Source organism: Halomonas saccharevitans (genome assembly GCF_900116405.1).
GTDB classification, from domain to species: Bacteria; Pseudomonadota; Gammaproteobacteria; order Pseudomonadales; family Halomonadaceae; genus Halomonas; species Halomonas saccharevitans.
Window position 1 is genome coordinate 1 of record NZ_FPAQ01000045.1, and the last position, 23,440, is coordinate 23,440.

Genomic DNA, 23,440 nt, shown 5'->3' on the forward strand with positions numbered 1-23,440 from the left:
CCTGTGGGCCCTCGCCTGCGAGGCAATGGGCAAGCCACACGGCAGCCGGGCCACGACATGACGGCAGTGTCCCAGTGCCTGCGGGTCAGGGAGCGTCGGGCCGGTAGGAGAACCCCTGGCGGTCCTATGAGGCTCCCGCCCTCCGGGGCAGGGTGACCCTCGAGCGTAGAGCAGGGTAGCTCCGCGACGAAGTGATGACAGGTCGGTACCCAACCCACGAATACCAGAGAGATCCACCGTCGCTGATAGCCCCTCGCTTCCTGACCCGTAGGCATTGAGGACAACCGCATGCACTGAAGAGACAACCGAGCCCTTGACAGGTCAATCCATACCAGGACCCCCTCTTCGACCTGTCCCCGGCGCCCCTCGTTAAGCCCAACTGGGATTAGCCTGCTCGGTCTACTTGCCTGCTGGCCCGCTTCGGCGGACCATGGCGGCCCCTTTCCAGCCTGGATGAGCGCCCATGACCGCCAATCGCCCCGACCCCCTCGCGGCCACCCGCGCCTGGGTGGAGACCTTCGTGGTCGCCCACGACGTCTGCCCCTTCGCCGGCCGCGAGGTGGCTCGCGACAGCATCCGCAGCGTGGCGGTGCCGGCCCACGACCGTGAGGCGGCGCTGCTGGCGCTCTTCGACGAGTGCCGCCACCTGGAGGCGAATCCCGAGGTGGAGACGACCCTGCTGGTGCTCACCGAGGGGCTCGAGGACTTCGACGACTACCTGGACCTGCTGGAGATTGCCGAGGCGCTGCTGGCCGATCAGGGCTACGAGGGCACCTTCCAGCTGGCGAGCTTCCATCCGGACTACGTCTTCGCCGACGCCGAGCCGGACGATCCCGCCAACTTCACCAACCGCTCGCCCTATCCGATGTGGCACCTGCTGCGCGAGGCGGGCCTGGAGCGGGCCCTCGAGCATCATCCCGACCCCGAGGGCATCCCCGCGCGCAACGTCGAGGCGATGCGCGAGCTGGGCCATGAGGCGCTCGCCGAGGCGCTGGCCAGGCTGCGCGGCTAGGTTTTCCTGCCCCGGGATTGAGCGCTTGGGCTAGACGATATCCAGCGGCGGCTTGCGGCTCGGCGCCGAGAAGGCGGCGTTGAGGCGCTCAAGGCTCGCGTCATCCAGCTCGACCGCCAGGGCGGCGGCGTTCTGGGCCACGTGATCCAGGCCGGTGGCCTTGGGGATGGCGATCACGTCGCGCTGGGGGGCGCCACCGTTCGCGCCGACCGGGCGGATCGCCCAGGCCAGCAGCAGCTGGGCCGGCGTGATGCCAAGCGCCGCGGCGATGTCCGTCACCTCGGGGTGGGTGAGCAGGTCGCGGCGCAGGCTGCCGGCCTGGGCCAGCGGGCAGTAGGCCATGGTGGGAATGCCCTGCTTGCGCTGCCACGGCAGCAGCGAGTGCTCGATGCCCCGCGAGCCCAGGTGGTAGAGCACCTGGTTGATCGCGCAGGCGTCGCCGCCGGGCAGGCTTGAGAGCGTGGCCATCTCGTCGACGTCGAAGTTCGAGACCCCGAAGCGGCGGATCTTGCCCGCCTCGCGCAGCCGCTCGAAGGCCTCGAGGGTCTCCTCCAGCGGGATACCGCCGGGCCAGTGCAGCAGGTAGAGGTCGAGGTGGTCGGTGCCCAGGCGCTTGAGGCTCGCCTCGCAGGCGGCGATGGCGCTGTCGCGCCCGGCGTTCCAGGGATAGACCTTGGAGACCAGGAAGGCCTCGTCGCGTCGACCCTTGAGGGCCTCGCCCACCACCTCCTCGGCGCCGCCGTCGCCGTACATCTCGGCGGTGTCGATCAGGCGAAGGCCGGATTCGAGGCCGTGCTGCAGGGCATGCACCTCATCGCGGCGCGGGGCCAGCCCCTCGCCCAGGAACCAGGTGCCCTGGCCGATGGCCGGCAGCTCGATGGCGGGCTCGTGGGCGGTCGCCGCGAGGGTGACGCTGGGCGTGGTCGACATGGGATCTCCTGTTAATGGAAGTATTTTCCATTTATTCTGGTGGCACGCCGTCGACGATGCAATCGCGCGGTGTGGCCACGGGCGGCCCTGCGGGTCTATGGTGTAGTGGCTTGCCTGACCGAACCCCAGATCGACGAGGAGAACACATGACCATCAAGAATACCGCGACCGCACAGTGGAAAGGCGGCCTGAAGGATGGCGGCGGCAGCCTGTCTACCGGCAGCGGCACCCTGAAGGACGTGTCCTATGATTTCCGCAAGCGCTTCGAGGGCGCCGATGGCACCAACCCCGAGGAGCTGATCGGGGCGGCCCACGCTGGCTGCTTCTCCATGGCATTCTCGCTGGTGCTGGGCGAGGCCGGGTACACGGCGGACAGCATCGATACCGAGGCGACCGTGACCCTGGATCCGGACAGCCTCTCCGTGACCGCCGTGCACCTGGTCACCCGCGGCAAGGTGCCGGGCGCCGATCAGGCGGCCTTCGAGGAGGCGGCCAACGGTGCCAAGGACAACTGCCCGATCTCCAAGCTGCTGAACGCCGAGATCACCCTGGACGCCACGCTCGAAGGCTGAGCGCGGGTCGAGGAGCCTATCGCCACGGCCGGTGTCAGCGGCGCGATGGCGAGGTGATAAGTGAATTGGTAAACAGCGCAAGCAAGAGGGCCGCCTTCGGGCGGCCCTCTTTTGCGTATGGCGCGTATGGCGCGTATGGCGCGTATGGCGCGTATGGCGCGTATGGGCGAGTGCGGGCGCGAGGGCGCAATCGGGTGCCGGCCGGCTCAGTCCCGGTGGCGGTGGGCGGCGTCCACCAGGGCGCGGATCAGGCGCTGCTGGGGGCGGTTGAAGATCAGCCACTCTGGGTGCCACTGCACGCCCATCAGGAAGTCGTGCTCGCGGGACTCGATGCCCTGCACCAGGCCGTCGCGGTCCCGGGCGACGATCTCGATGCCTCTGCCAGTCTTCTGCACGGCCTGGTGGTGGAGGCTGTTGATGCGACACCAGGTGACCTCGAGGATGCGGTAGAGCTGGCTGTCGGCGACGATATCCACGGTCTTGCGCGGCAGCACGGTGCGCCGGCGCTTGAGCCCCTCGTGGGTGGTGTAGATGTCCGGGTCGAGGGTGCCGCCCAGGTGCACGTTGATCAGCTGGGCGCCCCGGCAGATCCCCAGCGTCGGCGTGCCCTCGGGGATGAAGCGCTTCAGCAGTTCGAGCTCGAGCTCGTCACGCTGCGGGTCGACGCGCACGTCCAGGCGCACCTCGTCGTCGTAGAGGTGGGCCTGGATGTCGTCGCCGCCGCCGATGATCAGGCCATCGAGGTGCGAGGGGACGGGGCGCGAGGGCGACAGCCGCTGTGGCCGGCCGCCGTGGCGCCATATGGCGAACCAGTCGAACCACCAGGCGATACGGCTCTTGGCATCGGAGGTGGTGATGCCGATCAGGGGACGTGGCGAGTGACTCATCGTGTGGAGATCCAGCGACGCAGGCGAATCAATAGCCGGCGGGGGGCCGACGGGCGGTGGCGGGCGAGGAACTGGGCGCTGCGCTCGGCCAGGGTCTCGGGGGTGGCGGCCAGCCGCTCGACCTCGAGCCAGCGGTTCCACTCGGTGACGGCTCCCCAGCCAGGCTCGGAGAGCTGGGCGTTGGGCAGGCGGTAGTGAAAGGTCGGCCGCGCCTTGACCAGCCGATTCTGCAGCAGCTCATGGGGAAAGTCGGGCGCGAGGTGAGCGAACAGCGGCAGCATGTCCAGTTCCCGGTTGCGGGTCGGGTTGTCCGCCAGGTAGTCGGCGATCAGCGTCTCGAGATCCGGGGCGTAGTCCGGGTCGAGGATCTTGAGGGCATAGGCCCGGGGGAAGGGGTTGGCATGCGGCAGCACCTCCCGGGTGATGTCGACGTGGATCTGCTCGCGCAGCCAGGCGGCGCTGAGCATGTAGGCGCGCAGATAGGCCAGCAGGCTCTCGACCTCGAGGCTCGGCACCTCGGGGTTCAGGTGCAGGCCGAAGCCGTAGAGCAGGCTGGCGTCGCTGCCCTTGGCACCGTGCTGGCGCAGCGCTTCGAACAGCGCATCCAGCTCGTCCAGCTCGTCCCAGGGCACCGGCGGACAGACGATCTCGGTGGGCACCAGGCCGGTCACCATATCGCCGATCAGCTCGCGGGTGCGGGCGTGGAAGTCCCGACGCATGCGCTCCCACTCGCTGTCGATGGCGTCCTCGGCGGCCATCACCTCCTGGTCGGGGTGGGCGTACTGGGTGTCGAGCTCGATGCCGAAATCTCCCCAGCGACCGCCGACGACCTTGAGGCGATGGGGGCTCAGGACCTCGATGTCGCCGCCGAACAGCGTCTGCACCAGCTCGGCCGTGCGATGCGGCGGCAGGCCGGCGAACTCGATCTCCACCCCGACGCGGCGCGTCTCGCCGTCGGCATTGCGGGGTTCGGGTGGCGGTTGCGGCGTCATGTCGGCATCCTGTAGGGCATGGTGTCGGCAGCCTAACATACTGCCTCACGAATCATGGACGCGACGCCTGTCGCGTTCCTTCGCCAGTGGAGAGGGAATAGTGGAGAGGGAATCTTGCCTGTAGCGCACCGGATGTTCGTTGTCTTTCGCGGCCTGCTGGTCTGGCTGCTGCTGTCGGTGCTGCTGCTTCCGGCGGTCGCGTCGGCCCAGACCCTGCCGCTGTCCGGCCTGACCAACGGCGGCGAGTCGACTCAGACCCACGATCCCGAGGCCTTCCAGGCCTCGCTGGACGAGGTGATCGGCACCCTGGAGAACGCCGAGGAGCGCCAGGCGCTGCTCGAGAGCCTGCGCCAGCTTCAGCAGGCCCACGATGTGTCCGCCGAAGAGGGCGGGCTGACCCGCCCCCAGGGGCTGCTCGGGGCGTTGGCGGAGACCATCACCGAACTGGGCGAGCAGGCCGACTCCGGCCACTCGCCGGTGGACGAGTGGCGCCGCCAGCTGCGCCAGGGCTGGACCGACCTGGTCAACCTGGTGGTCCAGACCGGCAATGCCGAGCTTCTGCGCTTCGTCATCGAGTTCGCCGTGCTGCTGGCGATCTGGGCCGGCCTGCTGGTGATCCTGATCGCCCTCGGGCGGCAGCTGGCCAGGCGCCGCGGCTGGCCCCTGGACCTGCCCCGCGAGCCCCGCGGCTGGCTGTTGGCGGTGCACTTCCTGCGCCGCATGCTGCCCTGGACCCTGGCCTTTCTGCTGGTGTTGGGCATCGCTCAGCTGGTGCCGCCGAGCGCCGGGCGCACCGCGACCCTGGTGACCGCCTACGTGGCGCTGTGCGGGCGCACCCTGTCGGTGGTGGTGGAAACGGTGATCTCGGTGTTCACCAGCGGCCATCGCTTCACGGCGGTGCAGATCCTGCAGCACCAGAGCCTGCGTACGCTGTTCGTCATCGGCGCGCTGATCGCGCTGGGCGATGCCTTCAACTCCACGCGGCTCTCCGGCATCATCGGCACCGATCTGGCGAGTTTGATGTCGATCCTGTCCAATATGCTGGCGGCGCTGATCAGCGCGCGCTTCATCGTCCGCTTCAAGCGCCCCATCCAGCACCTGATCCGCAACCGGCCCTATGGGTTACGCCGCGATCGGGGCAGCATCGGCGAGGTGATGCGGCTGGTCGGTGGCCTGTGGCACGTGCCGGCCATGCTGCTGGTGGGCGGCTCCCTGCTGGCGATCTTCATCACCGTGGGCGACGTGGGCACGGCACTGGCGCGCTCGATCATCTCGGCCTCGCTGCTGGTGTTGACCCTGGTGGTGACCGGCCTGATCCGCCGCCACGGGCAGCGCCGCTCCGCACACCGCCGCATGAGCGACTACCGTCGGCGTCTGGAGCGCTTCGGCTATGCGCTGTCCCACGTGGTGGCCTGGATCGCCTTCGCCGAACTCTCGCTGCAGGTGTGGGGCGCCTCGCTGATCGGCATCGGCCAGCAGGGGGTGGCCAGCGTGCGCATCGGCCAGGCGCTGCTGGCCATCGGTTTCACCCTGCTGCTGGCCTGGCTGATCTGGATCTTCGCCGATACCGCCATCCAGCGCGCCCTGACCAGCCCGGCCCGGGCCCGTGGACGGCGCGTCAACATGGCTCGGGCGCAGACCATCACGCCGATGATCCGCAACATCATCTTCGCCACCATCGTGATCATCGCCGCCATCGTCGGCCTGGCCAATCTCGGGGTGAACGTCACGCCGCTGCTGGCCGGTGCCGGTGTGATCGGCCTGGCCGTCGGCTTCGGCGCCCAGACCCTGGTGCAGGATCTGATCACCGGCATCTTCATCCTCATCGAGGATTCGCTGGCGGTGGATGACTTCGTCAGGATCAACGGCCACATGGGCAGCGTCGAGGGACTGACCCTGCGCACGGTGCGTCTGCGCGACCTGGACGGCATCGTGCATATCATCACCTTCAGTCGCATCGAGTCGATCCATAACATGTCGCGTCAGTTCGGCGTCGCCCTGATGCGCATCCGTATCCCCTACGACATGAAGATCGACGACGCGACCACGCTGATCCAGGAGACGGCCCAGCAGCTGCGCCAGGACCCGATGATGCGCCACCACATCTGGTCGCCGTTGGAGATGCAGGGCATCGACAGCTTCGAGGACGGCTGCGCCATCCTGCGGATGCGCTTTCGCACCGCGCCGGAGATGCAGTGGGACGTGGCGCGCGCCTATAACCTGCTGCTCAAGCAGCGCATGGAGGCCCTGTCGGTCGATCTCGGCGTGCCGCGGCTCAGCGTCAGCATGGAGGGCCAGGGCGGTGGCCGCCTGGATGGCACCGGCGAGGGCGCCGAGGGTCGCGACGCCAGTGGCCGCCGGCCCGGCGAGGCGGAGGCCGCCGACCCGGGCAGAGAAACCAGCGCCCGGGGCGCCGCCCCGGACCCGGGTTAAGCGCGCGTGGCGACCCATCAGATCACGGTCGAGCGTCGCGATAGCCTGCACCTGAAGATCTCCCGGGTGCTGCGCGAGGAGAGTTCGCACCGGCTCGACGTCTATCTGTTCGTGCCGGCCGAACTCGGCCTCAATGCCCATGTGCTCTCGGAGGAGGCGTTCTACCACGGCGCAATCCACGTCAAGCGCACCTACTACAGCGATCGTCACCGGCTGCCGCTGGTGATGAGCCGCCTGGCCGGTAAGCGCCTCGATGCCGACCAGTATCGCCTGGGGCTGAGCCTCTACGCCTACCAGTACGTGGTGGCCATGGAGCGCTCGACCCAGACGCTGCTCGATCAGGCGAGGCGCACGCGCAAGGCTGAGAAGCGCGTCGGCGACAAGGCCGAGAAGCGGACCGGCGACAAGGCCGAGACCCTCGAGGAGGCCGCTCGGTCGGGCGCCTCGGAGGACGAGACGGCCCAGGCTGGGCGGCTGCGCGAGCAGCTCGAGGAGACCCTGGAGCTCTCCAGCGGCATCCTGCGTCGTCTGCGCCGCCAGGAGCCGAGCGACGAGAGCCTGCACCGCTACTACGCCAACATCGACAACTACCTCTCCTGGTTCACCGAGCAGCGGCTGCTGGAGCTGATCGCCCACCTGCCGCGGGGCAACGACTACCGCGAGATTCGCGAGCGCCTGCTGGGGGTCTGCCGGGAGGAGGACGATCATCGCCGCAAGCGCGAGTACAACGCCGAACGGGTCACCCGCGACCCGACACGGATGTCCAACAAGATGCGGCTCTTGCGCCGGCTGATCGAGTATCCCGTGACCCTCAAGCAGCGCAGCCAAGAGCTCGGCGGCGGCGAGGAGAAGGCGGTAAAGGGCCTGGCCACGGCGGTGGTGATGGTCTTCGTCACCCTGGGCCTGCTGGAGGCGCGGGCGGCGCTCGGGGACATCACCGCGCTGTTCGTGCTGGCGCTCGCCGTGCTCTATGCGCTGCGCGAGGTGTTCAAGGACGACCTGCGCGTGACCCTCTGGCGCCTGCTGCGCCGGGGGCGACCCAAGTGGCGACGCCAGTACCTGGATGCGAACAGCAACGCCGTGCTGGGCCGCCAGCTCGAGTGGTTCGACTACCAGCGCTATCCGCGCCTCGACGAGGAGATTCGCCGGGTGCGCAAGCGCAACATGGCCCAGCGCGAGGAGGTGGTGCTGCACTACCGTTCGAGCTCACGGATGTCGCCGACGCGCTTTCTCAGCGGCTACGACCGCACTCGGGAGACGCTGACCCTGGATCTGTCGCCGCTGGCGCGGCTGATGAGCAAGGGCAGCCACCACGTCTACCGTCTCGAGGAGAAGGGGCAGGTGGTGCGCGAGCCGGTGGAGAAGCGCCACCTGATCAACCTGGTGATCCGCGAGGTGGAGGGCAACGGCACGCCGCTGCTGCAGCGCTGGAAGATCGTCATGAGCCGCTCGAAGATCGTCGACGTGGAGCTGGTGCACGAGGAGGGGCCCGAGGAAGGGGCGGAGTCAGCCAAGCCTGAGTGAGCCGTCTCCGAACGAGCCGCGTCTCGGTGGCGGCCCGTTCGGGCGATGTGCGTCGGCCGTTCAAGCCAGGGCGCAGTTACCCTGAGCCCTGGCGTCGAGACCTGGATGCTCGACCTGTCTGAAAAGTCTGCTCTCAGGCAACGATATGTGCACGCCAGGCGAAATATGGCCCCCAAGCTGCTGGCCAACGGGCGACGATCACCTCTTGATCGCCCGGGGTCTCCAGCACGAGACGTTCGCGCTTCAGGTCCTCGGGCTCGCCGGGCCTGGATCGGGTCCAGGCCTCGAAGGTCTCGGGGAGGTTTGGGTACTCAGTCGACATCGGCGGTCTCCTTGGCATGGGGTTCGATGACGGGCGCCTGGCCCTGGAAGCGCGGCAGCACCTCGCGGCCGATCTCCTCGAGGGTCTCGTCCAGGGGGCGCTGGTTGCGGCGGAAATGCAGGCCGATATGGTTGACGCCAGCCGCCTGCATCGCCTCGAGCTCGCGGATCAGGCCCTCGCGGCCGGCGCTGATGCCAAAGCGGTGCCGGGTCGTGGGGGCATCGGGGCGCTCGAGCAGGTCCAGATGAATAAAGCTGACATAGGGCTTGTCGCCGGCGACCTGGCGCCACAGCCCGACGCGCTTGATGTGATCCTGCGGTGTGCCGGGGTAGGCGAGCCAGCCGTCCATCTCGCGGCCCACCCAGTGGGGCGACTGCTGGGCGAGACCGGCCGCCAGCAGCGGTGGTTGAGGGGCATGGGGTAACACGGCCTGCCCCGATGACAGCCGGGTATCCACCTGTCCCTTGAGAATCTTGATCGCACCGCGGAACTGGGCGCCACGCTGGGCAAAGTCCTCTCCGAACAAGGGATACTCCACGGGGCGGTCGCCACTGGCGACCCCCAGCAGCAACCGGTTGCCGCTCAGGGCCTGCACGGTGGCCGCGGCCTTGCGGACCAGCCAGGGCTGGCGCAACGGTAATACCGCGGCGGCGGTCCCCAGCAGCAGGTGGTCGGTATGGCGCGCCAGGTAGCCCAGATAGGTGAACAGCTCGAAGACCTGGCCGGCGTCGCCGAAGGCGGGGTCATAGAGCGGGACATCGCGCAGCCAGGCGGCACGAAAGCCCAGGCGATCGACCTGGGCGATGCGCTCGGCATGGGCGTCCATATCGGGAACGCCGAAGGGGCGGGCGTCGTCGCGACGAGCGCGCTCGCCGCTCGGGCTCCAATCGTTATCCAGCGGTAGCTCTACCCCGAGGGTCAGCGGTCCTTGAGTGAGTCGCGTCAGTGACATGGCAAGAGTCTCCTGAAGACGCGCCCGGCGTCGTTCAAGGCGTCGGGCGCGTGGAGGGGATTAAGCGCGAGCCATGGCGGCGTTGCCGCGACGGTCGAGGCTGCCGGAGAGTCGAGTCAGGCCCAGGGCCAGGACGACGAAGCCGGCACCGATCCAGGCGGTATCGGTCAGGGCCATGCCCTCGACGACGTAGCCGCCGACCACTGAACCCAGGGCGATACCGATATTGAAGGCGGCGATGTTGAGGCCGGAGGCGACATCGACGGCTTCGGGCACGAAACGCTCGGCCTGCTGCACCACGTAGACCTGCAGCCCCGGCACGTTACCGAAGGCGAAGGCACCCCAGATCAGAACGGTCAGTACCGCAGCCACCGGATGGTTTGAGGAGAGGGTCAGCACGAGCAGGATGGCGACCAGGCCCGAGAAGATCAGGGTCAGGGCGCGAATGGGGCCCATGCGGTCGGCCAGCTTGCCGCCGTAGATGTTGCCGACGGCCACCGAGATGCCGTAGACCAGCATGATCAGGCTGACGGCGTTGTTGCCGAACCCGCTGACGTCCTGAAGGATCGGCGCCAGGTAGGTGAAGGCGGTGAAGGTGCCGCCATAGCCGAGGATGGTGATCAGGTAGACGAGCAGCAGGCGCGGATGGGTGAGGACCTTGAACTGCTGGCCAAGCGTGGCAGGTACGGACTGCTTGAGGTTGCTCGGCACCAGCAGGGCGCTGCCGATCAGGGCCAGGGCGCCAAGCGCCGAGACCACCAGGAAGGTGGCGCGCCAGCCGAAGTTCTGGCCGATCCAGGTGCCGAGCGGCACACCGGTGACCAGGGCCACGGTCAGGCCGGTGAACATGATGGCGATGGCGCTGGCTTCCTTGTCCTTTCTCACCAGGCTGGTGGCGATGGTCGAGCCGATGGAGAAGAACACGCCATGGGCCAGGCCGGTCAGGATGCGGGCCGTGATCAATGAGCCGTAGCCGGGCGCTTGCCAGGCCAGCAGATTGCCGGCGATGAACAGGGCCATCAGCCCCAGCAGCACCAGCTTGCGATTCATGCGGCCGGTCAGGGCGGTTAATACCGGCGCGCCGACGGCGACGCCGGCGGCATACAGGCTGACCAGCAGGCCGGCCGAGGGCAGTGAGACACTCAGGTCCTGGGCGATGGTGGGCACCAGTCCGACGATCACGAACTCGGTGGTGCCGATGGCAAAGGCACTGAGCATCAGTGCGTACAATGCAATGGGCATGGCAGATCTCCTTGGGGAAGCGAGGGAACGTCTAACGCTGAGGAGTCTGCGCCGGCTGTCTTATGCGATAAACCGGGGTAAAATCAAAACACCTTTACGATATCGACAATAGTGTGGCGGCCATGGGGAGGACACATGCAGAGTCGAACCGAGGACCTTCAGCTATTGGTGGCCGTGGTCGACAGCGGTGGCTTCAGCGCCGCTGCACGCCTGATGGGGGTCCCGGTGGCGCGGGTATCACGCGCCGTGCAGCGCCTGGAGCAACAGCTCGACACTCCCTTGCTTAATCGCACCACGCGCAGCGTGACCCTGACTAGCGAGGGCCGTATCTTCATCGACCGGGTCAGGGCCGGGCTGAACACCTTGGAAGAAGCCGAGGAGGCGATGCGGCTGAGTCGCGAGCGACCCGGAGGGCGTCTTCGGGTCGATGCCGCCACGCCCTTCGTGCTGCATCAGCTGGTGCCCCTGATCGGGGCGTTTCGCGCGCACTATCCGGGGATCGAGCTGGAGCTGTCGGCCTCGGATGACATCATCAACCTGCTCGAGCAGCGAACGGATGTCGCGATTCGCATCGGCAGCCTGGAGGATTCCACCCTGCATGCCCGCCCGCTGGGACGCTCTCCCCTGCAGCTGGTCGCCAGTCCGCCGTATCTGGAGCGTCATGGCGTGCCGGTCAGCCCCGCGGCGCTGCGCGATCATCAGCTGCTGGGGTTTCTGAATGCCGACAACCTCAATCGCTGGCCGGTGGAGGGACTGACCCAGGAGGGCCCCAACATCCGCTCACAGCTGAGCACCTCCAGCGGGGAGGTCATGCGCCAGCTGTGCCTGGCCGGCGAGGGGATCGCCTGTCTGTCGCGCTTCATGATTCAGGACGATCTCGTCCAGGGGCGGCTGGTCACCCTGATGACGGATCGCATGATCAGCCCCAACCCGCGCGAAATGGTCCAGGCCGTCTATTACCGCAACACGGCGCTGTCGGGGCGGATCGGAGCCTTCCTCGATTTTATAGCTCAACGGCTTAGGCTTTGATCGCACTGAGTGATGGCCATCGACACATGCCCGATATCGTGGGGTGGAGATGTGCCGAGTCAGGCCTCTGCTGTTAGAGCGTCAGGTTTTCGGGGCCAAAGGAGTCCGGCAGCAGCGCCTCCATGGTGTAGTCGCGCAGCAGCCGGCCCTGGGCGTCGACCACTCGGATGCGGGTCGCGGGGGTGGCGAACTCGCGGATGCGCTGGCGGCAGTCGCCGCAGGGCGTGCAGAGATGCTCCCCCGGGCCGATCACGTAGACCTCGCGCAGCTCGCGCTCGCCGGCGCTGACCAGGGCGGCGATGGCCGAGGCCTCGGCGCAGAGCCCCTTATTAGTGGGCGACTTCGACGTTGGCGCCGGCGTAGCGGGTGCCGCTCTCCCCGATCACCAGCGCGCCGACCGGATGGTGTGAGTAGGGCGCGTAGGCCCGCTCGCGCACGGCGATCAGCTCGCCGACGATCTCCGCCTCGATCTCACCGTTCATGCCTTGCCCTCCCGGGCCGCGTCGTCGCGCAGCACGCTGTCCAGGGCGATCTCCATCATCTCGTCGAAAGTGGTGGCGCGCGCCTCGCTGGAGAGCGAGTCGCCCTTGAGGATGTGGTCGGACACCGTGCAGATGGTCGCGGCCCGGGCGCCGAACTCGGCGGCCACGCCATAGAGGCCGGCGGCCTCCATCTCCACGCCGACGATGCCGTAGCGCTTGAGCAGCTCGGCGGTCTCGGGGCGCGGGTCGTAGAAGAGATCCGCCGAGAAGAGGTTGCCCACCTTCACCGGCACGCCCAGCGCCGCGGCCGCGTCCGCCGCATGGCGGGTCAGGTCGAAGTCGGCGGTGGCGGCGAAGTCCATGCCGGCGAAGCGCGACCGGTTGACGCCGGAATCGGTGCAGGCGCCCAGGCCGATCACCACGTCGCGCATCGCCACGTCGTCGCGCACCGCGCCGCAGGAGCCGACCCGAATCAGCCGCTTGACGCCGTACTCGGTGATCAGCTCCTTGGCATAGATCGACACCGACGGGATGCCCATGCCGTGGCCCATCACCGAGATCGGTCGGCCCCGGTAGGTGCCGGTGAAGCCGGACATGTTGCGCACGGTGTTCACCTCGCGCACCTGTTCGAGGAAGGTCTCGGCGATGTAGCGCGCGCGCAGCGGGTCGCCGGACATCAGCACGGTATCGGCGAAGTCGCCGCGTTCGGCGTTGATATGGGGCGTGGCCATCACAAGGCTCCTGTGTCAGCGGGTCGCAGAAAGCGTTTCGCGGCATCGGGAAGAAAGCTCTCGCCGTCTTCCATGGGCGGCAGGCCCAGGTGTACCGCCAGGCTCTGGCCGATATCGGCGAAGCTCGCCCGCGCGCCCAGCGAGCCGGGTTTGATCCCGGCGCCGAGTGCCAGCACCGGGATGTGCTCGCGGGTGTGATCGGTGCCGGCCCAGGTGGGGTCGCAGCCGTGGTCGGCGGTGAGGATCAGCAGGTCGTCTTTCTCGAGCTTTTCCAGCAGCTCCGGCAGCCGGGCATCGAAGGCCTCCAGCGCCGCGGCGTAGCCCGCCACGTCGCGGCGATGGCCGTAGAGCATGTCGAAGTCGACGAAGTTGGTCATGATCAGCGAGCGCTCGCCGGCCTCATTCATGGCCGCCAGGGTGGCGTCCATCAGGGCGTCGTGGCCGCTCGACTTGAGGGTGCGGGTAATCCCGCAGTGGGCATAGATGTCGGCGATCTTGCCGATCGCCACCACGTTGCCGCCGTCGTCATGAAGCCGCTGCAGCACCGTGGGGGCGGGCGGCTCGACGCTGTAGTCGCGGCGGTTGGCGGTGCGGGCGAAGCTCGCGGCATCGGCGCCCGCGAACGGGCGCGCGATCACCCGGCCGATGTTGTAGGGCTCGAGCAGTCGCCGGGCGATCTCGCATACCTCGTAGAGGCGCTCCAGGCCGAAGGCCTCCTCGTGGGCGGCGATCTGGAACACCGAGTCCGCCGAGGTGTAGACGATGGGCTTGCCGCTCTCGACGTGGGCCTCGCCGAGCCGGGCGATCACCTCGGTGCCCGAGGTGTGGCAGTCGCCGAGCACGCCGGGCAGCTCGGCCTCCTCGACCAGCGCCTCGAGCAGCTCGGGGGGAAAGCTCTGCTCGCGATCCGGGAAATAGCCCCAGTCGAAGCGCACCGGCACGCCGGCGATCTCCCAGTGGCCGGAGGGGGTGTCCTTGCCCGAGGAGAGCTCCCGGGCGTGACCGTAGGCGCCAACGACCTCGTCCGGCGCCGCGACGCCCTCGGCCCAGTTACCGGTGCTCTCGCGGTGGGCATGCAGGAGCCCGAGCCGGGCGAGGTTCGGCAGCGCGAGCGGGCCCTGGCGGCCCGGGCCGTCTGCGTCTGCGGCGAGGTTGGCCTCGCCCCGGGCGCAGGCGGCGGCGATATGGCCCAGGGTGTCGGCGCCGGCATCGCCGAAGCGCTCGGCATCCGGCGTGGCGCCGATGCCGAAGGAGTCGAGGACCAGCACGATGGCGCGGCTCATGGCACCTCCCGACGGATCACGTCGTGGGTCAGTGGGGGCAGGGCGATCCGCTCGTCGCCGACGCGCATGGCGTCGCGCAGCTGTCGCCCGGCGGTTTCAGCATCGTCCACGCTGGCGGCATGAACCAGCGCCAGGGGGCGGTGGCCGTCGACGAATTCCCCTAGCGAGGCGATGCGAGAGAGGCCGACGGCGGGGTCGATGGCCGCGCCCGGTGTGCGCCGTCCCCCGCCGAGGGTCACCACGGCGAGGCCCAGCGCGCGGGTGTTGATCGCCTGCACCCGCCCGGGCCGCTCGGCGTAGATGGCGCGCACCACCGGCGCCTCCGGCAGGTGGGCGGCGGGGCGCTCGAGCAGGTCGCTCGGCCCGCCGAGTCCCGCCACCATGCGCGCGAAGCGTTCGGCGGCTGCCCCGGAGGCGAGTGTTTTGTCCAGGCGCGCCAGGGCGGCCTCGTGAGAGTCGGCCAGGCGGCCGGCCATCAACAGCTCGGCGGCCAGCCGGCGCGTCACCTCGAGCAGACGCCCATGGCGCTTCTCGCCGTTCAGCAGGCGGATCGCCTCGTGCACCTCGAGGGCATTGCCGGCGCGGGGCGCCAGCGGCTGGCTCATGTCGGTGACCAGCGCCGTGGTGCGGGTGCCGGCGCGGCTCGCCACCTCGGCGATGGTCGCGGCGAGCTCCCGGGCGGCGTCGGCGCTGGGCATGAAGGCGCCGCTGCCCACCTTGACGTCCATCACCAGGCCATCGAGGCCGCAGGCGAGCTTCTTGCCGAGGATCGAGCTCACGATCAGCGGCAGCGACTCCACGGTGGCGGTGACGTCGCGCACCGCATAGAGGCGACGGTCGGCCGGGGCGAGGTCGGCGGTCTGGCCGATGATCGCCACGCCGACCTCGCGCACCAGGCGGCGAAAGGTGGCGGTGTCGGGGCTCACCGAGTAGCCGGGGATCGCCTCCAGCTTGTCCAGGGTGCCGCCGGTGTGACCCAGCCCCCGCCCGGAGACCATCGGCACGTGGCCGCCGCAGGCGGCGATCCAGGGCCCCAGCACCAGCGAGACAAGGTCGCCCACGCCGCCGGTGGAGTGCTTGTCGAGCACCGGCCCCGGGAGGTCGAGGCCGGACCAGTCGAGCACCTCGCCGGAGTCGCGGATCGCCTCGGTCAGCGCCACGGTCTCGTCGGCGTTCATGCCCTTGAGGAAGATCGCCATGGCGAGCGCCCCCACCTGGGCATCGGAGAGCCGGCCGTCGGTGATGCCGGCGACCAGTTCCCCGATCGCCGTGCGATCGAGCACCTGGCCATCGCGCTTGGCCCGGATCAGCTCCTGGGGCAGCGACGCAGAGGGCAGGGCGGCCGCGCTCATCAGGCGCCTCCGGCTTTCCCGGTATCGACCTCTAGGGTCGCGAGCAGGTCGTCGAGCAGGCTCGATGCGCCAAAGCGGAAGTGCGCCGGGGTGAGCCAGGCCACGCCCATCAGGCGCTCCGCGAGCTTCAGGTAGGCCAGGGCGTCCTCGACGGTGCGCACACCGCCGGCCGCCTTGAAGCCCGCGTCGCCGCCGCTGTCGCGGATCGCGGTCAGCATGATCTCGGCGGCCTCGAGGGTGGCGTTTACGGCCACCTTGCCGGTGGAGGTCTTGAGAAAGTCGGCGCCGCCTTCGAGGGCCAGCTCGCTGGCGCGGCGGATCAGCGCCGGGTCCTTGAGCTCACCGGTCTCGAGGATCACCTTGAGCACGGCGTCGCCGGCAGCCTGCTTGCAGAAGGCAACCAGCTCGCGACCGGTCTCCTCGTCGCCGGCCAGCAGGGCGCGCCAGGGGAAGACCACGTCGATCTCATCGGCGCCGGACGCCGCGGCGCTGCGGGTCGCTCGGGCGGCGGCCATGATGTCGTCGCCGCCCGCGGGGAAGTTGGTGACCGTGGCCACCTTGACGATGCCCTGGAGGCCATGGGCCTTCAGCGCGCGCTGCGCGGTGACCACGAAGTCCGGGTAGACGCAGATCGCCGCCGGGGTGCCGGCCGGGGTCCTGGCGCGCTGGCAGAGGGCCTCGATGGTGGCGTCGGTGTCGTCGTCGTTGAGGCTGGTGAGGTCCATCAGCGCCAGGGCCTGGCGTGCGGCCTGCTGCAGTTCGGTCATGGGGGCTCCGGTATGGCGAGAGAGTGCGTGAAAAATGGAAGCGTCATAGTGCCGTCGTCGCCCGCCGCAGAGGGCCGACGACGGCGCGGTCAGGCGGCGGCCAGGGCCAGGAAGAAGCCGGCCAGAGACGCCGACATCAGGTTCGAGAGCGTGCCGGCCAGCACCGCCTTGAGGCCGAAGCGGGCGATCTCGTGGCGGCGGCTCGGGGCGATGCTGCCCAGCCCCCCGAGCAGGATGGCGATCGAGGAGAGGTTGGCGAAGCCGCACAGGGCGAAGGAGAGGATCGCCATGGTGTGGGGCGTCATGACCTGCCCGGTGGCGGCCACCAGCTGCTCACCCTCAAGGTAGGGGGCGAGATTGATATAGGCCACGAACTCGTTGACCACCAGCTTCTGGCCGATGAACGAGCCGGCGAGCGTCGCCTCCTCCCAGGGCACACCGAGCAGGAAGGCGAGCGGCGAGAAGAGCCAGCCGAGGATCAGTTCCAGGCTCAGCGATTCCATGCCGAACCAGCCGCCGATGCCGCCGAGCATGCCGTTGAACAGGGCGATCAGGCCGATGAAGGCGAGCAGCATGGCGCCGACGTTGGCGGCCAGGCGCAGGCCGGAGCTGGCGCCGGCCGCGGCGGCGTCCAGCACGTTGCTCGGGCGGTCCTCGTCCTCCTCGAGGCGCTCCTCCACCTCGGAGACGCTGTCCTCCGGCTGCTGGGTCTCGGGCATCAGCAGCTTGGCGAACAGCAGCCCTCCGGGCGCCGCCATGAAGGAGGCCGCCACCAGATACTCCATGGGGATGCCCAGGGCGGCGTAGCCGGCCAGCACCGAGCCGGCCACCGAGGCGAGCCCGCCGCACATCACCGCGAACAGCTGCGACGGGGTCATGCGGGCGATGAAGGGACGCACCACCAGCGGCGCCTCGGTCTGGCCGACGAAGATGTTGGCGGTGGCGGAGAGCGATTCGGTGCGTGAGGTGCCCAGTGCCTTCTGCAGGGCGCCGCCGAGGATGCGGATCACCCACTGCATGATGCCCAGGTAGTAGAGCACGGCGGTCAGCGAGGAGAAGAAGATGATCACCGGCAGCACCTTGATGGCGAAGACGAAGCCGGTGGCTTCGACGTCGGCCAGGCCGCCGAACACGAAGTCGATGCCGTCGTTGGCGTAGAGCACCACCTGGCTGACCGCGCCAGAGACGCTGGCAAGCACCGCCTGGCCGACCGGCACGTAGAGCACGAAGGCGCCGATGCCGGCCTGGATGGCGAAGGCGCCCAGCACGGTGCGCAGGCGAATCGCGCGGCGGTCTGAGGAGAACAGCAAGGCGATGGCGATCAGGGTCGCCATGCCGACCACGCTCATGAAGAGGGTCATGGGGCACCTATCCGATGGGGCGGCCTGGAGGGCAGGCATGCGGGTGAATGTGACGCGCGAGTGTGAGGTGAAAACTATCACATTCGATGTTATTTTTTTAACATTTTCAGCCCTCATTTCAGCCCTCATGGCCGCTACCGAAAGCTCGGCAACGACGTGTCGGCAAGGGGGCATCAGGAGAGCCTGAGCAGATGAACGAACGCAGTGTCCGGCGCCTCGCCCGGCTGAGTGAGGCCCTTGCCCATGGCGGCAGCCTGCGGCTTTCCGAGGCCGCCGTACTGTGCGGCGTCTCCGCGATGACCATCCGCCGCGACCTGGCCGCCGCCGAGAGTGGCTTGCAGCTGATGGGGGGGCACCTGGTGCGCAGCGACGATCCGCGCTATGCGCCGGTCTACGACCTGGATGCCCAGCAGGACCGCCACGCCGCGGCCAAGCGCCGACTCTGCCGGCGGGCGCTCGAGCGCATCGCGCCCGGCGATACGCTGTTCATCGACTGCGGGACGACCCTGATGCCGCTCGCCGCGGGCCTGCCGCATGACCAGTCGCTGACCGTGGTGACCTACGCCCTCAACGTGGCCGAGGCGGTGAGCCTGCTCCCGGGGGTGCGCCTGATTCTCTTGGGCGGGCTCTATCACGGCTCGTCGCGCTCCTTCGCCGATGACGAGGTGGATGCCGCCATCCGCCGTCTCGGCATCAACCAGGCCTTCCTCTCCGCCGCGGGCGTGCACGAGCGCCAGGGCCTGAGCTGTTTTCACTTCCACGAGGTGGCGCCCAAGCAGGCGGCCATCGCCACCGCGGCCAGGCGCCTGCTGGTGGTGGACGAGAGCAAGCTCGGCGTCATCCGCCCGATGCGCTTCGCCGGGCTCGACGACATCGACGAGATCATCAGCGACGGCGAGGGTGCGCGGCGCCTCGCCGCGGGTGAGCCCGCCCGGCCGTAGGTGGGGGATGGCCTTGGGGAGCGTGGAAAGCTGTCCGGCATCAAGGCAGGGCGCGCAAAGGATTGCTAACTTGTAAGGCGACTCATCGAGAACAACGACTGCCCATCGTCTGGAGACACGCCCTATGCAAGCCGCAGATGTCATGACGACTAACGTGATCACCGTCACTCCCGACAGCGATGTCGGCGAGATCGCCAGCCTGCTGCTGGAGCACGGCATCAGCGCCGTGCCGGTGGTTGACGCCGACGACCGGGTCCTCGGCATCGTCAGCGAAGGAGACCTGATGGCGCGGATCGAGCCCGAGGAAGATCAGCGCCGCTCCTGGTGGCTCAAGCTCTTCAGCGCCGGCGGCGATGCCGCGGACTACGTGAAGACCCACGGGCGCAAGGCCGGCCAGATCATGACCGCCAACCCCCTCACCGTGGGCGAGAACGAGCCGCTGCACCACATCGCCTCGCTGCTCGAGAAGCGCCGCATCAAGCGGGTGCCGGTGGTGCGCGACGGCAAGCTAGTGGGCATCGTCAGCCGCTCCAACCTGCTGCGCGGCTTCTCCCTGGATCGCCAGTCGGCCGGCGGTGACGATGGCCGCGCGATCCGCGATGCCATCCTCAAGGAGGTCGACGAGAACACCGGCGTGATGGTTGATCGCATCAACGTCATCGTCGCCGATGGCAAGGTGCAGCTGTGGGGGCTCGTCGAGAGCAAGGAGCAGCGCTGGGCCGTGCAGGTCGCCGCGGAGAACATCGACGGCGTCAAGGAGGTCGAGAACAACCTGGGCTTCGTGCCGCGAGGCGTCGGGGCGGTCTGATCCTCGATTCTGAGCTCGTCTGTCGTTCGCGCAAGCTCGATACCAACGCCAGCGGGGCGGCCAAGAGGCCGCCCCGCTGTCTTTTACGTCATCCGCTGCGTGCCGCGGCGGCGGACCGCGGCATTACGCCTCGGCGGCCTGCACCTTGGCAAGCGCCGCCTCCAGGCTCTCCAGGGTGCGCTCCGGGTGGTGGAGCTTGTCGAGGCCGAACAAGCCGATGCGGAAGGTCCGGAAGTGTTCGCCCTCGTCGCACATCAGCGGCACGCCGGCGGCGACCTGAACGCCGGCCTCGAGGAACTTGGCGACGATCGCCTCGTCATCGGCGTAGCTTACCACCACGCCCGGCGCCTCGAAGCCCGGCGCGGCCACGCTCTTGTAGCCGTGCTTGGCGAGCATCTCGCGCACCAGGCGGCCGACCTCGCGCTGCTCCTCGTAGACGCGATCGAAGCCGTACTGCCGAGTCTCGTTCATCACGTCGCGCAGCTGGCGCAGGCCGTCGGTGGGCAGGGTGGCGTGGTAGGCGTGCCCGCCGCCCTCGTAGGTCTCCATGATCGAGAGCCACTTCTTCAGGTCGCAGGCGAAGCTGGTGCTGGTGGTCTCCTCGATGATCTCGCGCGCCTGGCGAGAGAGCATGACCATGCCGCAGCAGGGGCTGCCGCTCCAGCCCTTCTGGGGGGCGCTGACCAGCACGTCGACGCCGACGTCCTGCATGTCGACCCACAGGGTGCCGGAGGCGATGCAGTCGAGCACCAGCAGGCCGCCCTGGTCGTGGATGGCGTCGGCGATCTTCTGCAGGTAGTCGTCCGGCAGCAGCATGCCCGAGGAGGTCTCGACATGGGGCGCGAAGACGATGTCCGGCTGCTGCTCGCGGATCGCCTCGACCACGTCCTCGATGGGCGGCGGCGCGAAGGGCGAGGTGACGTCGTCATCGTCCAGCCGGCGGGCCTTGAGCACGTTGACGTCGGAGGGGATCTTGCCCATCGACAGGATCTGGCTCCAGCGGTAGCTGAACCAGCCGTTGCGGATCACCAGGCAGCGGCGGTCCTTGGCGAACTGGCGCGCCACGGCTTCCATGGCGAAGGTGCCGCTACCGGGCACGATGACCGTCGAGTGCGCGTGGTAGACCTCCTTCAGCGTGGCGGACACGTCGCACATCACGCCCTGGAAGCTCTTCGACATGTGGTTCAGTGCGCGATCGGTATAGACCACCGAGTACTCGAGCAGTCCATCGGGGTCGACATCGGGTAGCAGTCCGGCCATTGCGGTCTCCCTGTTGTGGTTCGGGCCATTGCGTATGCCCCAGAGCATATTCGCAATCACGCGCTCAGGCCAGCCAGTGGCGCCCCATCGGCTATTGGCTCAGCGATCACCGGCGGCGGCCTGGGCGGCGTCGGACAGCGCCTCGCGATTGATGGCGGCGATCTGCTCGGCGGCACGCTGCAGGGCCGGCAGGCACGCAAGCGCCTTGTCGCGGGTCATGCGCATGATCGGCGCCTGGATCGCCAGGCCGGTATTCGAGGGGCCGTCGGGGTTGGGCGCCAGCACCGCGATGCACAGGAGCCCCGGCAGGAACTCCTCGTCGTCGAAGGCATAGCCCTGGCGGCGCACGGCCTCGATCTCGGCCTCGAGGGCCTCGGGATCGATGAGGGTGTTGCGCGTGAAGCTCTCCAACGACAGCTCATTGAGCAGTCGCCGACGCTGGGCGGGCGCCATCTGGGCGAGGAAGAGCTTGCCGCTGGCCGAGCAGTGCACCGGCACCCGGGAACCGGGGTGCAGATAGAAGCGCAGCGGTGCTGAGGTCTCCACACGATCGAGATAGAGCACCTCGCCGCCGGAGAGCGCGGTGATGTTGCAGCTCTCGCCGACCTCATCGACCAGCTTCCTCAATACCGCATGGCGGGCCCCGTGCACGGTGTCGTTGAGCAACAGCGACTCGGCCAGGCGGCGAAGGCGGCTGCCCTTGCTGTAGTGGCGGCCGTCGGCCTCGCGCTGCAGCATGCCCGAGGTCTCGAGCTGCTGGAGCATGCGATGCAGGGTGGGCTTGGGCAGGCCGGTCTCCTCGACCATACCCTGCAGCGTGAAGAACTGGTCCTTCCCCGCGATCACCTCCAGCAGAGCCAGCAGGCGCTGTGCCGGCGTATCGCCCTCGAGGCGGCTCATCTCGGATTTGGTCGTCATATCGGCTCTCCCTTTGGTCTCAAGGTAATTTGTTCCCGAAAAGAAATCAATTTGTACCGTTTTATGGAATTTTGTTGACGGGCCGTCGGTGGAGCGCTACGTTTTGGTCAGGTTCCATATATCGGAATCTTTGGTTTCAAAAAACGAATAAATACCGAAAAACACAGTCCCGGTATCAATGCCGCAACGAGATGGCGCCGACGCCAGATCCGATACCCAGCGCTCCCGTGGAGGTTCCCATGAGCACCGATAACAACGCAGACACCCGCCAGGTCGTGACAGGCAAGCAGACGATGACCCCCTCGGAGGCCTTCGTGGAGACCCTGGTCGCCAACGGGGTGACCGACATGTTCGGCATCATGGGCTCGGCCTTCATGGACGCCATGGACATCTTCGCCCCGGCCGGCATCCGGTTGATCCCGGTGGTCCACGAGCAGGGCGCGGCGCACATGGCCGACGGCTATGCCCGCGTCTCCGGCCGTCACGGCACGGTGATCGGCCAGAACGGCCCCGGCATCTCCAACGCCGTGACCGGCATCGCCGCGGCCTACTGGGCGCACACTCCGGTGGTCATCGTCACCCCCGAGACGGGCACCACCGGCATCGGCCTGGGCGGCTTCCAGGAGTGCCATCAGCTGCCGATGTTCCAGGAGTTCACCAAGTACCAGGGCCACGTGACACACCCGTCGCGGATGGCCGAGTACACCGGCCGCTGCTTCGACCGGGCGATGTCCGAGATGGGCCCGACCCAGCTCAACATCCCGCGCGACTACTTCTACGGCGAGATCGAGTGCGAGATCCCCGAGCCGGCGCGCCTCGACCGCGGCCCGGGCGGCAACAAGACCCTCAACGAGGCCGCCGAGCTCCTGGCCAACGCCAAGTTCCCGGTGATCGTCTCCGGCGGCGGCGTGGTCATGGCCGACGGCGTCGACGCCTGCCAGGCGCTGGCCGAGCGACTCGGCGCGCCGGTGGTCAACAGCTACCAGCACAACGACTCCTTCCCGGCCAGCCACCCGCTGTGGTGCGGCCCGCTGGGCTACCAGGGCTCCAAGGCCGGCATGAAGCTGATTGCCCAGGCCGATGTGGTCGTCGCACTGGGCACGCGCCTGGGGCCGTTCGGCACCCTGCCGCAGCACGGCCTGGACTACTGGCCGAAGGACGCCAAGATCATCCAGATCGACGCCGACCACAAGATGCTGGGTCTGGTGAAGAAGATCGCGGTGGGCATCTGCGGCGACGCCAAGGACGCCGCCGAGGCGATCACCGAGCGCCTGGCCAGCCGTGACCTGGTGTGCGACGCCACCAAGGCCAAGCGTGCCGACCAGATCGCCAGCGAGAAGGATGCCTGGGAGCGCGAGCTCGACGAGTGGACCCACGAGAAGGACCCGTTCAGCCTCGACGCCATCGACGAGGCCCAGGGCGAGACGCCGTTCTCCGGCGGCGAGTACCTGCACCCGCGCCAGGTGCTGCGTGAGCTCGAGAAGGCCATGCCCGAGGACGCGATGGTGTCCACCGACATCGGCAACATCAACGCCGTGGCGCACAGCTACCTGCGCTTCGAGAAGCCGCGCAGCTTCTTCGCGCCGATGAGCTTCGGCAACTGCGGCTACGCCTTTCCCACCATGATCGGGGCCAAGGTGGC

At 68.5% G+C, this 23,440-nt stretch carries 20 protein-coding genes and 1 pseudogene; 8 read left to right on the plus strand and 13 right to left on the minus strand.

From position 1 onward, the window contains the following. Positions 1-463: 463 nt before the first annotated feature. Positions 464-1,012, plus strand: a complete 549-nt coding sequence (locus tag BM388_RS15540; RefSeq protein ID WP_089851813.1) for a DUF1415 domain-containing protein — start codon at positions 464-466, stop codon at positions 1,010-1,012. Positions 1,013-1,042: 30 nt separating this feature from the next. On the opposite strand, the gene BM388_RS15545 is transcribed toward BM388_RS15540, so the two are convergent. Then, the gene (locus BM388_RS15545) at positions 1,043-1,942 is read right to left on the minus strand and encodes an aldo/keto reductase (protein WP_089851816.1); all 900 of its coding nucleotides are present in this window, start codon (positions 1,940-1,942) and stop codon (positions 1,043-1,045) included. A gap of 146 nt (positions 1,943-2,088) precedes the next feature. Between BM388_RS15545 and BM388_RS15550 the strand changes: the two genes are divergently transcribed. Further along, positions 2,089-2,514, plus strand: a complete 426-nt coding sequence (locus BM388_RS15550) for an OsmC family protein (protein ID WP_089851819.1) — start codon at positions 2,089-2,091, stop codon at positions 2,512-2,514. Between the two features lie 206 nt (positions 2,515-2,720). Here BM388_RS15550 and BM388_RS15555 read toward each other — a convergent pair whose 3' ends face one another. Next, entirely contained in the window at positions 2,721-3,401 is a 681-nt protein-coding gene (locus BM388_RS15555; RefSeq protein ID WP_089851821.1) for a gamma-glutamyl-gamma-aminobutyrate hydrolase family protein, read from the minus strand. Continuing rightward, the gene (locus BM388_RS15560) at positions 3,398-4,393 is read right to left on the minus strand and encodes an amidoligase family protein (protein ID WP_089851823.1); all 996 of its coding nucleotides are present in this window, start codon (positions 4,391-4,393) and stop codon (positions 3,398-3,400) included. Before BM388_RS15560 ends, BM388_RS15555 begins: the two co-directional genes overlap by 4 nt. A gap of 132 nt (positions 4,394-4,525) precedes the next feature. On the opposite strand from BM388_RS15560, the gene BM388_RS15565 reads away from it, so the two are divergent. Together BM388_RS15565 and BM388_RS15570 are read left to right on the plus strand one after the other, a co-directional pair. Next, positions 4,526-6,826, plus strand: coding sequence for a mechanosensitive ion channel domain-containing protein (locus BM388_RS15565; protein WP_089851825.1), 2,301 nt, complete (start codon positions 4,526-4,528; stop codon positions 6,824-6,826). A gap of 6 nt (positions 6,827-6,832) precedes the next feature. Continuing rightward, a complete protein-coding gene (locus BM388_RS15570) occupies positions 6,833-8,350 on the plus strand; it encodes a hypothetical protein (RefSeq protein ID WP_245781576.1) in 1,518 nt (505 codons plus the stop codon). A gap of 311 nt (positions 8,351-8,661) precedes the next feature. Here the strand turns inward: BM388_RS15570 and BM388_RS15580 are convergent, their stop codons facing one another. Next, positions 8,662-9,624 carry a TIGR03571 family LLM class oxidoreductase gene (locus BM388_RS15580; protein ID WP_089851829.1) on the minus strand — a complete coding sequence of 321 codons (963 nt, stop codon included), beginning with the start codon at positions 9,622-9,624 and terminating at the stop codon, positions 8,662-8,664. A 60-nt stretch (positions 9,625-9,684) separates the two neighbouring features. After that, entirely contained in the window at positions 9,685-10,866 is a 1,182-nt protein-coding gene (locus BM388_RS15585; protein WP_089851831.1) for an MFS transporter, read from the minus strand. 135 nt (positions 10,867-11,001) lie between these two features. On the opposite strand from BM388_RS15585, the gene BM388_RS15590 reads away from it, so the two are divergent. Further along, positions 11,002-11,895 (plus strand): LysR family transcriptional regulator, encoded by an 894-nt coding sequence (locus tag BM388_RS15590; protein ID WP_089851833.1) that lies wholly within the window; start codon positions 11,002-11,004, stop codon positions 11,893-11,895. A gap of 73 nt (positions 11,896-11,968) precedes the next feature. Here the strand turns inward: BM388_RS15590 and BM388_RS15595 are convergent. The 6 genes and pseudogenes from BM388_RS15595 to BM388_RS15620 all read right to left on the minus strand — a co-directional run bounded on the left by BM388_RS15595 (position 11,969) and on the right by BM388_RS15620 (position 17,871). Next, a pseudogene (locus BM388_RS15595) lies at positions 11,969-12,377 on the minus strand (cytidine deaminase). Further along, positions 12,374-13,108 (minus strand): purine-nucleoside phosphorylase, encoded by a 735-nt coding sequence (gene deoD, locus BM388_RS15600; RefSeq protein ID WP_089851835.1) that lies wholly within the window; start codon positions 13,106-13,108, stop codon positions 12,374-12,376. Before deoD ends, BM388_RS15595 begins: the two are co-directional and overlap by 4 nt. Continuing rightward, positions 13,108-14,391 (minus strand): phosphopentomutase, encoded by a 1,284-nt coding sequence (locus BM388_RS15605; protein ID WP_089851837.1) that lies wholly within the window; start codon positions 14,389-14,391, stop codon positions 13,108-13,110. Before BM388_RS15605 ends, deoD begins: the two co-directional genes overlap by 1 nt. Continuing rightward, positions 14,388-15,743, minus strand: a complete 1,356-nt coding sequence (deoA, locus tag BM388_RS15610; protein ID WP_089851839.1) for a thymidine phosphorylase — start codon at positions 15,741-15,743, stop codon at positions 14,388-14,390. Before deoA ends, BM388_RS15605 begins: the two co-directional genes overlap by 4 nt. Continuing rightward, positions 15,743-16,510, minus strand: coding sequence for a deoxyribose-phosphate aldolase (deoC, locus tag BM388_RS15615; RefSeq protein WP_089851841.1), 768 nt, complete (start codon positions 16,508-16,510; stop codon positions 15,743-15,745). Before deoC ends, deoA begins: the two co-directional genes overlap by 1 nt. Positions 16,511-16,599: 89 nt before the next feature. Beyond that, entirely contained in the window at positions 16,600-17,871 is a 1,272-nt protein-coding gene (locus tag BM388_RS15620; RefSeq protein ID WP_089851843.1) for a NupC/NupG family nucleoside CNT transporter, read from the minus strand. Positions 17,872-18,062: 191 nt separating this feature from the next. Between BM388_RS15620 and BM388_RS15625 the strand changes: the two genes are divergently transcribed. Both BM388_RS15625 and BM388_RS15630 read left to right on the plus strand, forming a co-directional pair. Beyond that, entirely contained in the window at positions 18,063-18,812 is a 750-nt protein-coding gene (locus BM388_RS15625; RefSeq protein WP_089851845.1) for a DeoR/GlpR family DNA-binding transcription regulator, read from the plus strand. 124 nt (positions 18,813-18,936) lie between these two features. Further along, positions 18,937-19,620 (plus strand): CBS domain-containing protein, encoded by a 684-nt coding sequence (locus BM388_RS15630; protein ID WP_089851848.1) that lies wholly within the window; start codon positions 18,937-18,939, stop codon positions 19,618-19,620. A 123-nt stretch (positions 19,621-19,743) separates the two neighbouring features. Here the strand turns inward: BM388_RS15630 and BM388_RS15635 are convergent, their stop codons facing one another. Both BM388_RS15635 and BM388_RS15640 read right to left on the minus strand, forming a co-directional pair. After that, positions 19,744-20,880 (minus strand): aminotransferase class V-fold PLP-dependent enzyme, encoded by a 1,137-nt coding sequence (locus BM388_RS15635; protein WP_089851850.1) that lies wholly within the window; start codon positions 20,878-20,880, stop codon positions 19,744-19,746. 99 nt (positions 20,881-20,979) lie between these two features. After that, complete coding sequence (locus BM388_RS15640; protein WP_089851852.1) at positions 20,980-21,798, minus strand: IclR family transcriptional regulator; 819 nt, start codon at positions 21,796-21,798, stop codon at positions 20,980-20,982. Positions 21,799-22,037: 239 nt separating this feature from the next. Between BM388_RS15640 and xsc the strand changes: the two genes are divergently transcribed. After that, positions 22,038-23,440 (plus strand): sulfoacetaldehyde acetyltransferase (gene xsc, locus BM388_RS15645; RefSeq protein WP_089851853.1); only part of this gene is annotated, 1,403 nt, incomplete at its 3' end.

What these genes read in the sequence shown, in the direction of transcription:
- BM388_RS15540 (WP_089851813.1), top strand. Translation starts at nt 464, where the DNA reads ATGACCGCCAATCGCCCCGACCCCCTCGCGGCCACCCGCGCCTGGGTG.
- BM388_RS15545 (WP_089851816.1), bottom strand. Translation starts at nt 1,942, where the DNA reads ATGTCGACCACGCCCAGCGTCACCCTCGCGGCGACCGCCCACGAGCCC.
- BM388_RS15550 (WP_089851819.1), top strand. Translation starts at nt 2,089, where the DNA reads ATGACCATCAAGAATACCGCGACCGCACAGTGGAAAGGCGGCCTGAAG.
- BM388_RS15555 (WP_089851821.1), bottom strand. Translation starts at nt 3,401, where the DNA reads ATGAGTCACTCGCCACGTCCCCTGATCGGCATCACCACCTCCGATGCC.
- BM388_RS15560 (WP_089851823.1), bottom strand. Translation starts at nt 4,393, where the DNA reads ATGACGCCGCAACCGCCACCCGAACCCCGCAATGCCGACGGCGAGACG.
- BM388_RS15565 (WP_089851825.1), top strand. Translation starts at nt 4,526, where the DNA reads ATGTTCGTTGTCTTTCGCGGCCTGCTGGTCTGGCTGCTGCTGTCGGTG.
- BM388_RS15580 (WP_089851829.1), bottom strand. Translation starts at nt 9,624, where the DNA reads ATGTCACTGACGCGACTCACTCAAGGACCGCTGACCCTCGGGGTAGAG.
- BM388_RS15585 (WP_089851831.1), bottom strand. Translation starts at nt 10,866, where the DNA reads ATGCCCATTGCATTGTACGCACTGATGCTCAGTGCCTTTGCCATCGGC.
- BM388_RS15590 (WP_089851833.1), top strand. Translation starts at nt 11,002, where the DNA reads ATGCAGAGTCGAACCGAGGACCTTCAGCTATTGGTGGCCGTGGTCGAC.
- deoD (WP_089851835.1), bottom strand. Translation starts at nt 13,108, where the DNA reads ATGGCCACGCCCCATATCAACGCCGAACGCGGCGACTTCGCCGATACC.
- BM388_RS15605 (WP_089851837.1), bottom strand. Translation starts at nt 14,391, where the DNA reads ATGAGCCGCGCCATCGTGCTGGTCCTCGACTCCTTCGGCATCGGCGCC.
- deoA (WP_089851839.1), bottom strand. Translation starts at nt 15,743, where the DNA reads ATGAGCGCGGCCGCCCTGCCCTCTGCGTCGCTGCCCCAGGAGCTGATC.
- deoC (WP_089851841.1), bottom strand. Translation starts at nt 16,510, where the DNA reads ATGACCGAACTGCAGCAGGCCGCACGCCAGGCCCTGGCGCTGATGGAC.
- BM388_RS15620 (WP_089851843.1), bottom strand. Translation starts at nt 17,871, where the DNA reads ATGACCCTCTTCATGAGCGTGGTCGGCATGGCGACCCTGATCGCCATC.
- BM388_RS15625 (WP_089851845.1), top strand. Translation starts at nt 18,063, where the DNA reads ATGAACGAACGCAGTGTCCGGCGCCTCGCCCGGCTGAGTGAGGCCCTT.
- BM388_RS15630 (WP_089851848.1), top strand. Translation starts at nt 18,937, where the DNA reads ATGCAAGCCGCAGATGTCATGACGACTAACGTGATCACCGTCACTCCC.
- BM388_RS15635 (WP_089851850.1), bottom strand. Translation starts at nt 20,880, where the DNA reads ATGGCCGGACTGCTACCCGATGTCGACCCCGATGGACTGCTCGAGTAC.
- BM388_RS15640 (WP_089851852.1), bottom strand. Translation starts at nt 21,798, where the DNA reads ATGACGACCAAATCCGAGATGAGCCGCCTCGAGGGCGATACGCCGGCA.